A 14,392-nucleotide genomic window follows, 5' to 3' on the forward strand; every position below is an offset into this window, starting at 1 on the left:
GTCGCCAACGCCGGTCAACGTCACGGTCAAGGTGGCCGTGCGCCTTGACGCAGCCGTCACCACCCTGGCCCTGTACACTGCCCAGCTTCAGGACGCCCTGGCCGCCGCCCTGGCCGATTTGCCACCCGGCGGCGTGGTCTACCGCTCCAAGATCGAGGCCGTGGCCTCCAGCCTGCCGGGCGTCATTGACCGTCAGGTGAAGGTGCCGCAAGCCAACTTCGTGGCCGTGGTGGACGCCAAGCGCCTGGAATGGCCGCGCCTGGGGCTGGTGCAGGCGGAGGCGCTGTGATGGACGGCCATGCCGCGCTGCTGGCGGCCTTGCTGCCGTCCAGCTACGCCCCCACCGGCCGGATCGTGGGCGAGCTGGCCGCCGAAGGCCTGACCCTGGACGCGGCCCTGGCCGCCAGCCTTGATCCGCTTCGCGGCCTCACGCCTTTGGCGGCGCTGGAATGGCTGGAAGACTATGAGCGCGTCTACGACCTGCCCGGCGACTGCCGCCAGCCCGGGTTGCTCCTCCAGGAGCGCCTGGCGCTGTTGGCCATCGCCCTGCCCGAGCGCGCCGGCATCAACCGGGCCTATTTCATCTGGCTGGCCGGGCAGCTGGGCTACGCCATCACCATCGAAGAGTTCGACCAGTTCAAGGCCGGCTTTGCCCGGGCCGGCGACCGGATCACCAATTACGAAACCCTCTTTTCCGCTGGCTGGAGCGCCGGGCAGTCCCTGTCCCAGGGCGCGCCCTGGCAATACGTCTGGATGGTCCACGCCTCGGGCGAACCGACGACGCTCTTTCGCGCCGGCATGAGCGGCGCGGGCGAACCGCTGGCCAGCTGGAGCAACCAGCTATTGGAATGCGCCATCCGAAACGCCGCCCCGGCCCACACCATGGTCCACTTTGCCTACGGAGGATAATCACCATGCACAGAATCGACGGCCCCGGGGCCGTACAGCGTCTTTTTACCGAAGGGGACCCGACCGTCCCGCAAATGGCCACGGTGGTCACGGCCGCCTGGCTCAACGACGTCCAGGAAAACCTGACCCGCACCATTGAGGCCGCCGGCATAACGCCGATCAAGGGCGACTATGACCAGCTGCGCCAGGCCATTGGCCTGCTCTCCGGCGCGGGCATGGTGGGCGAGGTCCGTCTGTGGATGAGCGAAACCCTGCCGGCCAGCGACGACTGGCTGGAGTGCGCTGGGCCGTTGCTGCTTATTGTCGATTACCCGGCCCTCTTTGCAGTGCTTGGCCATACCTGGGGAACCGCGCCGACCGGCTATTTCAGAGGGCCGGACCTGCGCGGCGTGGTGCCGCGCGGCTGGGACCACGGACGCGGCAAGGACCCTGACGCGGCTCTTCGCACTGGTGGCGACCACGTTGGTTCCAGCCAGGACGACGCCACCAAAAGGCACAACCATCCCATGGGCGGCGTGGTCGGCACGGCCGGCGGCGGCACAGGCGTGCCGGATGCCCAGGCCTGGAACAATGGCACTTACAACTATTACACCCGGGATTTTCAGGTGTCCTCGGATGGGGTGGTGCCGGGGGCTTTTGCCAATGTGCCCATGGCTTCGGAAACCCGCATGAAAAACGTGAGCGTCATGTTCATCATTCGTTGGAGGTAGGCCGTGAAGCTTTCCTATCTGTACGATGCCCAGGGCGTTTTCCTTGGCCAGTGCGAGGCACGGCTGTCCCCGGCCCGGCCGCAAAACCCGGACGGCAGCCCCAATTACTTGCAGCCGGCCAATACCACCGACGCGATGCCGCCCTTGGTCGGCAATGGGCAGGTGCCGGTTTTCGACGGCGAGGCCTGGCGCGTGGTGGAAGATCACCGGGGCCAGGTCGCCTACGCCACGGCCGACGGCCAGCCCATGACCATCCTGGCCGTCGGCCCGCTCCCCGAAGGCGCGACCCTGACCCCGCCGCCCAGCCGTCGCCACACCTGGGACGCGGCCACGGCCTCGTGGCAACCGGACATGGCCGCGATCCAGGCCGACGCCGAGGCCGCCATCGACGCCCAGGCCGATGCGCTGCTTGCGCCGTATATCAGCCTGACACCCGGCCGGGCCATGACCTACCTGGCCAAGGAGGCCCAAGCCCGCCAGTTCCTGGCCGCCGAGAATCCCGACCCGGCCGACTATCCACTCATTGCCGGCGAGGTGGGCATCACCGCCGACACGGCCAAGGCCGTGGCCGAAACCATCCTAGACATGGCCCAAGCCTGGCACAGTATGGGCGCGGCCATCGAAGCCGTGCGCCTGACCGCCAAAAAGCAGGTGCGCCAGGCCCAGACCCCCGAAGCGGTCCAGGCCGTGCTGAACGCCATCGTCTGGCCCAAGGAGCAAGCGGCGTGAGTGCCATCCCCGCCGTCCCGGTGACGATCCGCTTCGTGGACACCCAAGGCCAGGGCATCCCGGGCGCATCGGTCAAGGCCGCCTTGACCAGCCAGGAACGCTACCAGGGCCAGGACGTCCCGGGCCAGGTCCTGGGCCTGACCGACGCCCAGGGCGAAGCCGTGTTGGCGCTTTTTCCCAACGAACTTGGCAGCGAAGGCAGCGCCTACGCGCTAACCGTCACCGACCCTTACGGCGGCAGCTTCGTGCGTTTCGTGGCCATCCCCAATTCGCCCTGCAACGTGGAGTTGGGGGCGCACGTGACCACGGCCGTCACCGGCCCCCAGGGCCAAACCGGCCAGAAAGGCGAGAAGGGAGACAAAGGCGACAAGGGGGACCAAGGCGAGCGCGGCCTGCAAGGGATTCAAGGGGTGCAAGGTGCAAAGGGTGACAAGGGCGACACCGGAGCAAAAGGCGACCGGGGCGAGCAAGGCCCGGCAGGCGATATGTCCAAGGCCAGACGGTTGGCCATCATATTCGGGTAGGAGCACGTTATGGCATTAAAACCCTGGACCCTGCCGAGTGTGGCGGCCAACACGGTCACGGATTTGGTCGTCCCGACGGCCACCCTCGAAGTGGTCATTTTCGGCCTGATTGTCTGCAACACCAGCACGGTTGATTCCGCCGACGTCACCGTCACACTCACGACCTCCTCCGGGGTTGTGCGGGCAACTCCGTTCAAGGCGTCACTTGGCCCGGGCGAGTCGGTGCATATGGATACCAAAATCTGCATCGCCGCCAGCACCACCCCGGACAAGCTGCGGGTGCTTTCGACGCTGGTGGCGGTCTCGTTTCTGGCGTCGGGAGACGAGGGGTAGGCCATGGCTGTCTCGAAACTTTCCGCCAAGCAACCGTGGACGGCCGTTTGGACCCCGGGCGTCAATCTGGTCAATTTCTACAACCTCTATGATTCCAAGGGGGACGTGACGATCAGCACTCCAACGGCTATCCCGACCACGCTGGACGGTCCTATCCAAGTTGTCCGGTACGGGGCGTTGACGATCAATGCGGCCTTGACGGGGTCCTATCGGTGCCGTGGGCTGTTTCTCCTCTGTTCCTCTTTGGCGATGGGAGCTGTTGGTTCTTTTTCACTTGATTATCTTGGTGCAGCCGGATCGAGACACTGGGTAGCGAATAAAGACATCCTCGTTCCACAATCTATCACGTTCACCGGAAAAAACACCAGCTACGCCGAGTTCCTTAAATGGATTCGCCAAACAGGCTTCTGCATCTTTGATCCAAATCTCTACGCTTGCCCTCCTCAAGGCATGGGAGACGTACAATGCGATTGGGGAACATGGGTTCCGCTTGGCAGCGTTATTTTATCCGCCGCTGGATGTGGGGGAGGGGCTAATGTCGTACAGGTTGTCACTGCCGGGTATAATGGAGTTGGAACTGCTGGGGGTGCCGGGACTCTAGCTCCTGGCGGCGGAGGTTCTGCTGGATCAACGAACAGTGTCTATGGTGGATGCAGTGGACCGGGGACACCATGGTCTGGCGGCTCTCCTGGTGGAGTGCTGTCCAACGGCTCCCTGCATGGTGGACCAGCTGGCTCTGGGCTTCGCCCCGGAGGATTCGGGATAATATTTTGCAGTGGAAACGCGACATTAGCAAGCGGGCATGTGCTTACTTCCAAAGGGGAGAATGCAACTGCGGCATACTACGGCTGCCCTGGCGGCGGTCGTATTGGTTTGACACGAGGCGGCACGTTGACAGGTGCGTTTAATGGAGTGGCAACAGGAGGTATTTGCAGCAGTTATGGGGCTAATGGCGGCACTGGCGTTGCGACCGATTCGACATTCGCGTCTATGGGCTGGAGCTGACCATGAATGTTATCATCCTTCATGACCTCCTATCCGCAGCCTCCCGGGACTTCCTGGCCGCCCTCGGCATCACAATCCCCGAGGGCGACGACGTCACCGTAACTATCGGCCCTGACACGGTGCGCATCGTCTCCGACCATGCCGCTTGCGTGGCGCTCTGTCCGGCCTTCCCGGGCTATCCGCTGGCGCTTGTGGAACTCGATGGTGTCCAACACCAACTGGCTTTCCCTACTTCCTGGGATGAAGTGACCGCCTGGGCAGCCGCCTCGCCGACCAACGGCAGCCAAACCGCATCCCGGTATTCCCCGGCGGACTTCATGCGGCTGCTGACGCAAGATGAACTGGACGCCGTGTTGCTGGCCGAAGGGACAGACACCGACGTGCGCCGCATGTGGGCCTTTATCCGGGCCGTCGGCTACGTGGATATGGCCGACCCGCTCACCCAAAACTCATTATTGATGCTGTGCCAGAAGGGCTACATCGTCACCGACGAGCGTTTGCAGCAAATCCAGAACGGAGTCTTCCAATTATGAGCAACAGGCTTGCGCGCTATTGTTGGAACATCCTGCTCGGCCTGGACCAGTTCCTTTCCGTCCTCACCGGCGGCGATCCCGATGAAACCGTGTCCAGCCGGGCCGGCAAGGCTGCCGCTGCCGGCAGCCAGGGAGGCCGGCTTTTGGAATGCGGCCTGGACGCCGTCTTCGGAGCCGGGCACTGCCGGGGCTCTATCGAGGCGGACGAAGGAAGCGAGCGCGTCGCAAAATATTGAAATGGAGCGGCAGGGCGGCGGTAACCGCCCCACCAACGGGTTGCGTCAACAACCCGCCACGGCCGAAGCCGCGCTCCAGCCCGCGCGGGCGTTAGAGGGCTACAGCTTCCGGCCCAACCTGTAAAGGTAAGCATGGAGATACGTTGCGGACAATGCGGACGTTTACTGGCCAAAGGCACCGGGACCATCGAAATCAAATGCCCCCGCTGCCGCACCATCAACCACGTGAGGGCCGCGAGCCCCATCACAGAAGGCCATGGAGCCTCCCCCAGGGAGCGCATCCATGGCCAGACCGTATCATCCGCCGAAACCGAGTCAGTATGAACCGCCGACCGGCGACCAACCGGGCTACCTGATAGGCGAAACCGGCGTGCAAGGTTTTGGCAAGCACGACCTCTACCTGGCCGCCATCCCGGCGGCCAGGGCACGGGAAACAATCATAGCCAGGCATTATTCCAAGCGGGTGGTCAACAACAGCTACGTGCATCTGGGCGTTTACCACCAGGGGCAGTTCCGGGGCGTGCTCCAGTTCGGGTACGCCTTGAATCCGCACTTGGCCGGCAAAGTGGTGGAGGGAACGAAGGTCGGCGAATACCTGGAACTCAACCGCATGTGGCTGGACGATGTCTGCCCGCGCAACACGGAAAGCCAGGCGATAAGCTTTGCAGTGAAATATATCCGCCGCGCCTGCCCGACCGTAGCCTGGGTCCAGAGCTTTGCCGACGAACGCTGCGGCGGGCTTGGGGTGGTCTACCAGGCGAGCAATTTCCAGTTCTGCGGCAGCCACCTGACCACCTTCTGGCACCTGGACGACGACTGGTATCATGAGATGCTGTTGACCGCGCATAAGAAAGGCGGCCGACGTGGAGAATATCTCCGCGCGAACTTTGGACGAGCGATTCGGCACCAGTTCCGGCAGTTCCGCTACGTGCTGTTCTTAAAACAGCCCTGGCGCAAACGCCTACGCCTGCCGATCCAACCCTACCCCAAACGCGAGGCCGCATGACCAAGTGCCAATGACGGCGCAAATCAGTGCCAAATCGCGCGCCGCCTTACACCTGCGCGGGACAGTCTCTGCTCGGATGCTGTCAAAAATTTCTTCGTTATCCCGTATGGTTGGCTAAAATTTATCCAGCCCGGTTATCCACATGAGAAAAGGGGTTAGGCCAAACGGCCTAACCCCTTGAAATATCTATTGGTGCGCCCGACAGGATTCGAACCTGTGGCCGTCTGCTTAGAAGGCAGATGCTCTATCCAACTGAGCTACGGGCGCACGGCCACGAAACCTAAACAAGCCGGCCCCTGCGGTCAAGGCCGGCCTTGACGAAACACCGCTCCCGGCTCAAACTGCCACTTCCCGGATTATCGCCGCCACAAGGAGAGAGGCATGAAGCTGCGCGTGCTCGGATGTTCCGGCTCGGATTTGCCGGGCCACAATCTCACCTCGTTTTGCGTAAACGACACCATTCTCCTGGACGCCGGCTCCGTCACTTCCTCCCTGGACTTGGCTGCCCAGGCCAGACTCGAACATATCTTCGTCAGCCACAGCCATCTCGACCACATCAAGGACATCCTGTTTCTGGCCGACAACCTCATCGAGTTTTTTACCGCCGGCAGCCGGCCGCCGGTCCAGATCCACGGCCTGCCCGAGGTCCTCGACGCCATTGCCACCCACCTGTTAAACGACACCATCTGGCCCGATTTCACCGTCATCCCGGCCGCCTCGCCGGTCCTGACCTATGCCCCCATGACTCCGGGCGTCCCGGTGGCCATCGGCGACATCACCGTGGCCACCTATCCTGTCAATCATGCCAAAGCCGCGTCCGGGTATGTCCTGTGGCAGGACGGCGGAGCCAAAAATCTCGCCTACACCGGCGATACCGGGCCCTGCGACAGCTTCTGGCAGGCCATGGACGAACTGTCGTTTCCACTGGCCCACCTCATCACCGAAGCCTCCTTCCCCTCGGCCATGGACGGACTGGCCGCCGCTTCCAAGCATCTCACCCCGCGCCTGCTGCGCCTGGAACTCAACAAGCTGCGCGCCCGTCCCGACATCTTCATCTACCATATGAAGGCCCCCTTCGCCGTCGAGATCGAACGCGAACTGGGCCAGGAACTGGCCGGCTACACCTACCGGCTGCTCAGGGAACATGACGTCATCACCATCTGAATTTCCGGATTTTGCCGCTTTCTCGGCCTACCTCGACAGTCTGGGCCTGTTTCACATGGACCTCGGCCCCGGGCGGATGCGCGCCGCCCTGGCCGGCCTTCGCCTGGTCAGCCTGCCCCATCTGGCCGTGCAGACCGTCGGCACCAACGGCAAGGGGTCAAGCTCGGCCCTGCTTGCCGCCTTGCTGGCCGCCCACGGCCTGCCCACGGGACTGTACCTCTCGCCCCACTTCGTTTCTGTGCGCGAGCGCATTCTCCTGGGCGGCCGACAGTTCCCGGAGGCGGCCTGGACCGACGCTGCAAACGCGGTCCTTGCCGCCACCGCCCCGGGCGGTGCGACCGGCCGGCTGACCTATTTCGAACTGCTCACCGCCATGGCCGCCCGGATGTTCACCGACCACGGGGCTGAGGCCGTCGTCTACGAGGCCGGCCTTGGCGGAGCCGGCGACGCCACCACGGCCCTGCCCCGGGATCTCGTCCTATATGCGCCGATCGGCCTGGACCATGCCGCCGTCATCGGGCCGACGCTCGCCGACATCGCCCGGGACAAGGCCGGAGCCATGGTGCCCGGCGGCGTGGCCGTGACCGGCCCGCAGCCGCCCGAAGCCCTGGCCGAACTGCGGCGGCAGGCCGAGGCTATCGGCACCCGCCTCTACGACGTGGCCGAACTGGCCGGCTATGACGCAAAAACCCGCAAAGCCGTACTCAAGACCCCGCACCGCCTGGATATTCCCGACGCCAAACTGCGGCTGGCCGGGCCGCATCAGGCCCAAAACGCCGCCCTGGCCCTGGCCGGCTTCGCCCTTTGTGCCGGGATGCTCGGCATCGTCCCCGACCCCGAGGCCGTGCGCCGCGCCCTGGCCGAGACGTTCCTGCCCGGCCGGCTCCATCTCCTGCATCTGCCGGAGATGGCCCCGGGCCTGCTCCTGGACTGCGCCCACAACCTGCCGGCGCTGACTGCCCTGGAAACCGCTCTGGCCAGCCTGCGCCTTGCCCCGTCGGCCCTTATTTTCACCTGCCTTGGCGACAAGGACCTGGATGCCATGGCTCCGGTGGCCGCCCGGCTCACCACCGGTCCCATCTTCGTTCCGGAGTTGCCGGGCGTGTCCCGGGCCAGACCGGCCGCCGAAGTGGCCGCCATGCTCGGCCCCCGGGCCGTGGCCGTGGCCGGACCCGAAGCCGCCCTGGAAAGCGTGCGCGCCCTGGACGGAACTGTTTTGGCCTGCGGTTCCATGTATTTGCTGGCCGCCCTTTTCCCGGCCGCGCAAAATTGATCTCGCCGGCGTTTCCGGGTATGGTCCCTGGCTTGACGCGACTGTGACGCCAACGCCCAACCCTTCGGAATCGCCGTGCAAAATCTTTTTCGCCTGCTCCCGCCCGTAGACGCGGTCCTGGCCGCCCTGGACAGTGACCCATCCCTGGCCGCTTTACCCCGGGCCATGTTGCGCGATGCGGTGACCGGATTCCTCGACGGGCTGCGGGACGACATCCGGGCCGGCCGCCTGACCGATCCGGTCCAGCTCGATCACGCCCTGCTCTTTGCCCAGTGCGCCCGCAGTGTTGCCACAGCCACGCGGCCCCATTTCCGCCGGGTCGTAAACGCCACCGGCGTGGTGGTGCACACCAACCTCGGCCGTTCGCTGCTCACCCCCGAGGCCGCTGCCGCCGCCGCCGAGGCCTGCCTGCACTATTCCAATCTGGAATTTGATCTCACCACCGGCGAACGCGGCAGCCGCTACAGCCACGTGGTCGACATCCTGCGCACCCTCACCGGGGCCGAAGACGCGCTGGTCGTCAACAACAACGCCGCCGCCGTGCTCATCACCCTGGAGACCCTGGCCAAGGGCCGGGAAGTCGTCGTCTCCCGGGGCCAGCTGGTGGAAATCGGCGGTTCGTTTCGCATCCCCGAAATCATGGCCAAATCCGGGGCGATCCTGCGCGAGGTCGGGGCCACCAACCGCACCCACCCGCGCGATTACGAAAACGCCGTCACCCCGGAAACCGCCGCCCTGTTAAAGGTCCACACCTCCAACTACCGCATCGTGGGCTTTACCAAGGAAGTCTCCCTGGCCGAGCTGGTCGCCATCGGCCGGCGGCACAGCCTGCCGGTCATCGAGGATCTGGGCAGCGGCAACCTGACCGATTTTACCAGTTGCGGCCTGCCCGGCGAACCGACCGTGCAGCAGGCCGTGGCCGACGGGGCCGATGTCGTGACCTTTAGCGGCGACAAGGTGCTTGGCGGTCCCCAGGCCGGCATCATCGTCGGCCGGGCCGAATGCATCGCGGCCATCCGCAAAAATCCGCTCAACCGGGCGATTCGCATCGACAAGATGACGCTGGCCGCCCTGGAAGCCACCCTTCGCCTCTACCGCGACCCCGAGCGCGCCCGGACCGTTATTCCCACCCTGGCCATGATCACCGCCGCCCCGGACGCCCTGGCCAAAAAGGCCCGCAAACTGGCCGCAATCCTGAAAAAATCCCTGGCCGGCCGCTATGCCGTGGCCACCATCCCGGGCGCGTCCCGGGTGGGCGGCGGGGCCTTTCCCGAGCGCGATCTGCCGACCACGCTGGTCGCCCTCTCGCCGCTTGCCGGCGCGCCGTCGCCGGATGCGCTGCGGGCCCGGCTGCTGGCCACCGATCCGCCGCTGGTGGCCCGCACCCAGGATGACGCGTTGCTCCTTGACCCGCGCACGCTGGCGGACGATGAACTCAAACTCGTGGCGGCTGTGCTCGGGCAGGCGCTCGGCGAGTGAGCACAAGAGACAGGGAAAAAGAGCGGGGCGCTGCCCCGTACCCCGCCGGGGGAGAGTCCCCCCGGACCCCTCGGCGGGAAACGAAATTTTGCTGATGAGGTTCCCTCCAGGGACCGCAACGCTTAGTATAGAGACTTGGTTTGAAGCATTTTGAAGGAGCAATGAGCACCATGAGCGATACTGAAGAAACCACCCCGGCCGCCCCGGGCCTGACCATCGATGCCAAGAACTGCTGGGAAACCTATGCCACGCCCCAAGAGCGCGAGGCCATGAAAACCCTGGCCGACAACTACATCGCCTTCCTTTCGGCCTGCAAAACCGAGCGTGAGACGGTCCAGTACGTCCAAGGCGTCCTGGCCAAGGCCGGGTTCGCCGAAAGCCTGGACGGCAATTTTGCCGGCGACGCCGTGTACCGCGTCATGAAGGGCAAGACCGTGTTCGTGGCCCGCAAGGGCAAAAAGCCGCTCAGCGAAGGCTTCCGGCTGCTTGGCGCCCACTGCGACACCCCGCGCATCGACCTCAAGCAACGCCCGCTCTATCAGGACTGCGGCGTGGCCCAGCTGAAGACCCACTACTACGGCGGCATCCGCAAGCACCAATGGCTGGCCAGGGCTCTGGCCCTGCACGGCGTGGTGGCCAAAAAAGACGGCACCGTCATCCCGGTCACCATCGGCGAAGACCCGACCGATCCGGTCTTCACCATCCCGGACCTGCTGCCCCATCTGGCCTACCGGCAGGTGGAAAAAAAGCTGTCCGAGGCCTTTGAGGCCGAAAAGCTCAATATCATCATCGGCCACTCCCCGGCCGAGAAGCCGGCGGCCGAACCTGAAGGCACGGCCGAGGCCAAGCCGGCTCCAAATGGCAACGATCTGATCAAGGCCAAGGTGCTGGCCCTTTTAAACGAACGCTACGGCATTGAAGAGGCCGACCTCTACAGCGCCGAACTCCAGGCCGTGCCGGCCGGACCGGCCCGGCTGGTCGGCCTCGACGGCGCGCTGATCGGCGGCTACGGCCAGGATGACCGGGTGTGCGTCTATGCCGGCCTCACAGCCCTGCTTGATGCCGACACACCCGAACACACCCAGATCGTGCTTTTTTGGGACAAGGAAGAAATCGGCTCCGAAGGTTCCACCGGGGCCAAGTCGCGCTTTTTCGAATATTGCCTGGAAGACCTGATCGAGGCCTGGGAGCCCGGGGCGCGCAAAAGCCGGGTGCTGGCCGCGGGCAAGGCGGTTTCCGCCGACGTCCACGGGGCCATGGACCCGGATTACCAGGACCTGCACGAGAAGCTCAACGCCGCCCTGCTCGGCTTTGGCCCGTGCTTTTGCAAGTTCACCGGCCATCGCGGCAAGGTCGGGGCCAACGATGCCCATCCCGAATACGTGGCCTGGCTGCGCAGCCTCCTCGACGGAGCCGGCATCCCCTGGCAGATGGCCGAGCTTGGCCGGGTGGACCTTGGCGGCGGCGGCACGGTAGCCAAGTTCCTGGCCGTCTACGGCATGGACATCATTGATTTCGGCCCGGCCGTGCTCAGTATGCACAGCCCGTTCGAGATCACCAGCGTTGCCGACCTCTACGCCACCAAACTGGCCTACCAGGCTTTCTTACTGAGTTAACCTCTCCCCTTCAGGGGGTCCGGGGGGATGATCCCCCCCGGCCGCCGGAGGCATCTTCCTCTTTTCTTCACCCCCTCCAAGGATTCGCACATGCCAGTTATCATGGGGACAGCCGGGCACATCGATCATGGCAAGACGACGCTCATAAAGGCCCTGACCGGCATCGACTGCGACCGGCTGGCCGAAGAGAAAAAGCGCGGCATCACCATCGAACTGGGCTTTGCCTTCATGGACCTGCCCGGCGGCACGCGCCTTGGCGTCATCGACGTGCCGGGCCATGAACGGTTTGTCAAAAACATGGTGGCCGGCGCGGCCGGCATTGATTTCGTGACGCTCGTCATCGCCGCCGACGAGGGGGTCATGCCGCAGACCCGCGAGCATCTGGACATCTGCACGCTCCTTGGCGTCGAAACCGGCGTGGTGGCGCTGACCAAATGCGACATGGTGGACGAAGACTGGCTGGCCATGGTCACCGACGACGTGCGCGGCATTCTGGCCGGCACGTTTCTGGCCGACGCCCCCATTTTTCCGGTCTCCTCCCACACCGGGGCGGGCCTGCCGGAACTTCGCGCCGCCCTCTCCGAACTGGCCGACGCCTTTGCCCCCAAGCGCCGCTCCGATCTGGCCCGGCTTCCTATCGACCGCGTGTTCACGCTTCGCGGCCACGGCACGGTGGTCACCGGCACGCTCATTGCCGGCTCGTTTGCCGTGGGCGACGACGTGCGCCTGTTCCCCACTGACAAGCGCTCGAAAATCCGCAGCCTGCAATCCCACGGTGAAACCGTGGACGTATCGCCGGCCGGGCGGCGCACCGCCGTCAATCTGGCCGGGCTTGAAGTCGAGGACATCGAGCGCGGCGAGGTGCTGGCCCTGCCCGGAACGCTTTTCCCGGACACGGTCTGGGAGGTGGAACTCCTGTGTCTGGCCTCGGCCCCGCGCGGCATCAAGCACCGCACCGAGGTGCATCTGCACCACGGCACCCGGGAAATCCAGGCCCGGGTGCATCTGCTTGACCGCGACAAGCTTGAACCCGGTGAAACAGCCGTGTGCCAGTTGCGCTTCCCCGAACCCATGGCCGGCGTCCACGGCGACCGGGTGGTCATCCGCTCCGGCGCTCCGCTGCGCACCATGGCCGGCGGCCGGGTGCTTACGCCCATGACCCGCAAGCTCAAGCGCCACACCGAAGCGACGAGCACCCTTCTGGCCGAACTGGCCACGGCGACCGGTCCCGCCCTGGCCGCCCTGCAATTGCGCCGGGCCGGAGTCGAGGGCCTGGGCTTTGCCCGGCTCATGACGCTCACCGACCTCGAATCCAAGGCCCTGGACAAGGCGCTCACCAGTCTGTGCGACAAGGGCGGCGCGGCCCTTGTCGACCGCGAGGGAAAGGAAGGCCGGCACTACGTCCACGGCGACACCGTGGCCGAGCTCACCATCTCCCTGGCCGCATTCGTGGCCGCCTACCACAAGCGCGAACCGCTCAAACTCGGCGTCTCCCGCAGCGAACTGGCCTCCACCTGGGGCAAGGCCCTGTCCCCCAAGCTCTTTCATCTCATGGTCGAGCGCCTCCTTCGGGCCGGCAAACTGGCCACCGAAGGCGACGTCATCCGCCTGCCCGACCACAAGGTGTCGCTGGCTTCCGATCAGGCCAAGCTGCGCGGCATACTCCTGGCCGCCTACCAAAAAGGCGGCCTGACCCCGCCCAATATCAAGGACATCCTCGAACCGCTGGACCTGACGTTTAAGGAAGCCCAGCCGGTCTACAAGGTGCTCCAAGACGAAGGGCTGATCATCAAGGCCCAGGAAAACATGTATTTTTGCGCCGAGGCCATCAAGGCACTCATCGAGAAGGTCCAGGCCTACTACGCGGCCGGGGCCACCGACATGGGACCGGCGGAATTTCGCGAACTGACCGGGCTGTCGCGCAAGTTTCTCATCGCCCTGCTCGAATACCTGGACAAGGACAAGATCACCGTGCGCGTCGGCGACAAGCGCCAGCTACGCAAGCGCTAGCGAGGAAGGAGAGAGGGAAAGAGAAGGCAGAAGATGCCTCCGGCGGCCAAGGGACTGAGTCCCTTTGGAATCCCCACCTGGGGTAAGTTTAATTTGACCGGGTACGCTGCCAAGTCGACGGGCGGAAGTCGCGCAGGGAAAGATGGGAAAAGAGGCAGGGCCGCAACATGCGGCGTTTGACCTTGACGAGAACCACCGTTGCTCCGGCGACCGGGGGATGCTCCCCGGACCCCTGCAACGGGAAATAAGGGGGATTGCCCCTTGCCTTCAGGTGGGATTCCAAAGGGGTCACCCCTTTGGCCGCCGGAGGCACTCTTACAACGACAAAAACGGCGAACGACGCAAGCCGTTCGCCGCCGGAAAAGCGACCGAAGGGGCAGGTGCTACCAGTCCTGGTCTTCGGGTTTGGCCGCCTGGGTGGCCTTGATGACCAACAGGGCGATAAACACAGAAGCGAGCCCGAACAGCACCATAAGACCGGCGAAATCAAATTTCACGGCAAACCTCCCCAGAATGTATTTCGTGAAAAAATCTTTAACCACAAATGAAGCAACATGTCCAGATATGCCCGACCGCTTTGCGTCTGTCTGTTGCTGGCCGCCCTGGCTTTCCCGGCAAGGGCCCCGGCTGCTGTCATCCAGGTCGATGTGGACTCCTACCGGGTCAACGGCGGCCCGCCGGTCACCGCTGCCTGGGAAATCGCCGAACGCCTGGCCGTGGCCAAGGACGTGGCCATCGTGGTCATGGACAAAAAAGCCACCAAGGCAACGGTCCAATCCCTCATGCAGATTCTCGAAACCCTTAACGTGCCGACCCTTTTCACGAAAAAGGGCGATTACGAGCTGTTGGTCAAACGCGGCGTCAT

15 protein-coding genes, 1 tRNA gene and 1 pseudogene are annotated in these 14,392 nt (G+C 64.6%); 16 read left to right on the forward strand and 1 reads right to left on the reverse strand.

All coding sequences use genetic code 11. From position 1 onward, the window contains the following. The 10 genes and pseudogenes from DVDV_RS19135 to DVDV_RS19185 form a co-directional block, all read left to right on the forward strand. Positions 1 to 289 (forward strand): annotated as a pseudogene (locus DVDV_RS19135) (phage tail protein); the annotation flags it as partial. Next, positions 289 to 909: a putative phage tail protein gene (locus DVDV_RS19140; RefSeq protein WP_075356194.1), complete on the forward strand. Its 621-nt coding sequence runs from the start codon at positions 289 to 291 to the stop codon at positions 907 to 909. The pseudogene DVDV_RS19135 and the gene DVDV_RS19140, both read left to right, overlap by 1 nt. A gap of 5 nt (positions 910 to 914) precedes the next feature. After that, positions 915 to 1,619 carry a phage tail protein gene (locus DVDV_RS19145; protein ID WP_075356195.1) on the forward strand — a complete coding sequence of 235 codons (705 nt, stop codon included), beginning with the start codon at positions 915 to 917 and terminating at the stop codon, positions 1,617 to 1,619. Between the two features lie 3 nt (positions 1,620 to 1,622). Then, positions 1,623 to 2,348 (forward strand): hypothetical protein, encoded by a 726-nt coding sequence (locus DVDV_RS22510; RefSeq protein WP_075356196.1) that lies wholly within the window; start codon positions 1,623 to 1,625, stop codon positions 2,346 to 2,348. Then, positions 2,345 to 2,872, forward strand: coding sequence for a collagen-like protein (locus DVDV_RS19155; RefSeq protein WP_075356197.1), 528 nt, complete (start codon positions 2,345 to 2,347; stop codon positions 2,870 to 2,872). Before DVDV_RS22510 ends, DVDV_RS19155 begins: the two co-directional genes overlap by 4 nt. Before the next feature lie 9 nt (positions 2,873 to 2,881). Further along, complete coding sequence (locus DVDV_RS19160; protein WP_075356198.1) at positions 2,882 to 3,205, forward strand: amidohydrolase; 324 nt, start codon at positions 2,882 to 2,884, stop codon at positions 3,203 to 3,205. A gap of 1,007 nt (positions 3,206 to 4,212) precedes the next feature. Further along, positions 4,213 to 4,743 carry a hypothetical protein gene (locus DVDV_RS19170; RefSeq protein WP_075356200.1) on the forward strand — a complete coding sequence of 177 codons (531 nt, stop codon included), beginning with the start codon at positions 4,213 to 4,215 and terminating at the stop codon, positions 4,741 to 4,743. Continuing rightward, entirely contained in the window at positions 4,740 to 4,979 is a 240-nt protein-coding gene (locus DVDV_RS19175) for a hypothetical protein (protein WP_075356201.1), read from the forward strand. The genes DVDV_RS19170 and DVDV_RS19175 overlap by 4 nt, the downstream gene beginning before the upstream one ends. A 132-nt stretch (positions 4,980 to 5,111) precedes the next feature. Next, a complete protein-coding gene (locus tag DVDV_RS19180; protein ID WP_075356202.1) occupies positions 5,112 to 5,303 on the forward strand; it encodes a Com family DNA-binding transcriptional regulator in 192 nt (63 codons plus the stop codon). Next, positions 5,263 to 5,985 (forward strand): hypothetical protein, encoded by a 723-nt coding sequence (locus DVDV_RS19185; RefSeq protein WP_075356203.1) that lies wholly within the window; start codon positions 5,263 to 5,265, stop codon positions 5,983 to 5,985. The genes DVDV_RS19180 and DVDV_RS19185 overlap by 41 nt, the downstream gene beginning before the upstream one ends. A 190-nt stretch (positions 5,986 to 6,175) precedes the next feature. Here DVDV_RS19185 and DVDV_RS19190 read toward each other — a convergent pair. Then, positions 6,176 to 6,252 (reverse strand) — tRNA-Arg (locus DVDV_RS19190). Positions 6,253 to 6,366: 114 nt separating this feature from the next. Between DVDV_RS19190 and DVDV_RS19195 the strand changes: the two genes are divergently transcribed. The 6 genes from DVDV_RS19195 to DVDV_RS19220 form a co-directional block, all read left to right on the forward strand. After that, positions 6,367 to 7,149: a 3',5'-cyclic-nucleotide phosphodiesterase gene (locus tag DVDV_RS19195; RefSeq protein ID WP_075356204.1), complete on the forward strand. Its 783-nt coding sequence runs from the start codon at positions 6,367 to 6,369 to the stop codon at positions 7,147 to 7,149. After that, the gene (locus tag DVDV_RS19200) at positions 7,130 to 8,422 is read left to right on the forward strand and encodes a folylpolyglutamate synthase/dihydrofolate synthase family protein (protein ID WP_075356205.1); all 1,293 of its coding nucleotides are present in this window, start codon (positions 7,130 to 7,132) and stop codon (positions 8,420 to 8,422) included. Before DVDV_RS19195 ends, DVDV_RS19200 begins: the two co-directional genes overlap by 20 nt. A 75-nt stretch (positions 8,423 to 8,497) precedes the next feature. Further along, positions 8,498 to 9,901: an L-seryl-tRNA(Sec) selenium transferase gene (gene selA / locus DVDV_RS19205; RefSeq protein WP_075356206.1), complete on the forward strand. Its 1,404-nt coding sequence runs from the start codon at positions 8,498 to 8,500 to the stop codon at positions 9,899 to 9,901. 170 nt (positions 9,902 to 10,071) lie between these two features. Continuing rightward, positions 10,072 to 11,517 carry an aminopeptidase gene (locus tag DVDV_RS19210; protein ID WP_075356209.1) on the forward strand — a complete coding sequence of 482 codons (1,446 nt, stop codon included), beginning with the start codon at positions 10,072 to 10,074 and terminating at the stop codon, positions 11,515 to 11,517. Between the two features lie 90 nt (positions 11,518 to 11,607). Beyond that, a complete protein-coding gene (gene selB, locus DVDV_RS19215) occupies positions 11,608 to 13,527 on the forward strand; it encodes a selenocysteine-specific translation elongation factor (RefSeq protein ID WP_075356207.1) in 1,920 nt (639 codons plus the stop codon). A 554-nt stretch (positions 13,528 to 14,081) separates the two neighbouring features. Then, on the forward strand, positions 14,082 to 14,392 hold a 311-nt coding region (locus DVDV_RS19220), incomplete at its 3' end, for a hypothetical protein (protein WP_075356208.1).

The sequence above is a fragment of the Desulfovibrio sp. DV genome (assembly GCF_001936595.1).
Lineage (GTDB): Bacteria > Desulfobacterota > Desulfovibrionia > Desulfovibrionales > Desulfovibrionaceae > Solidesulfovibrio.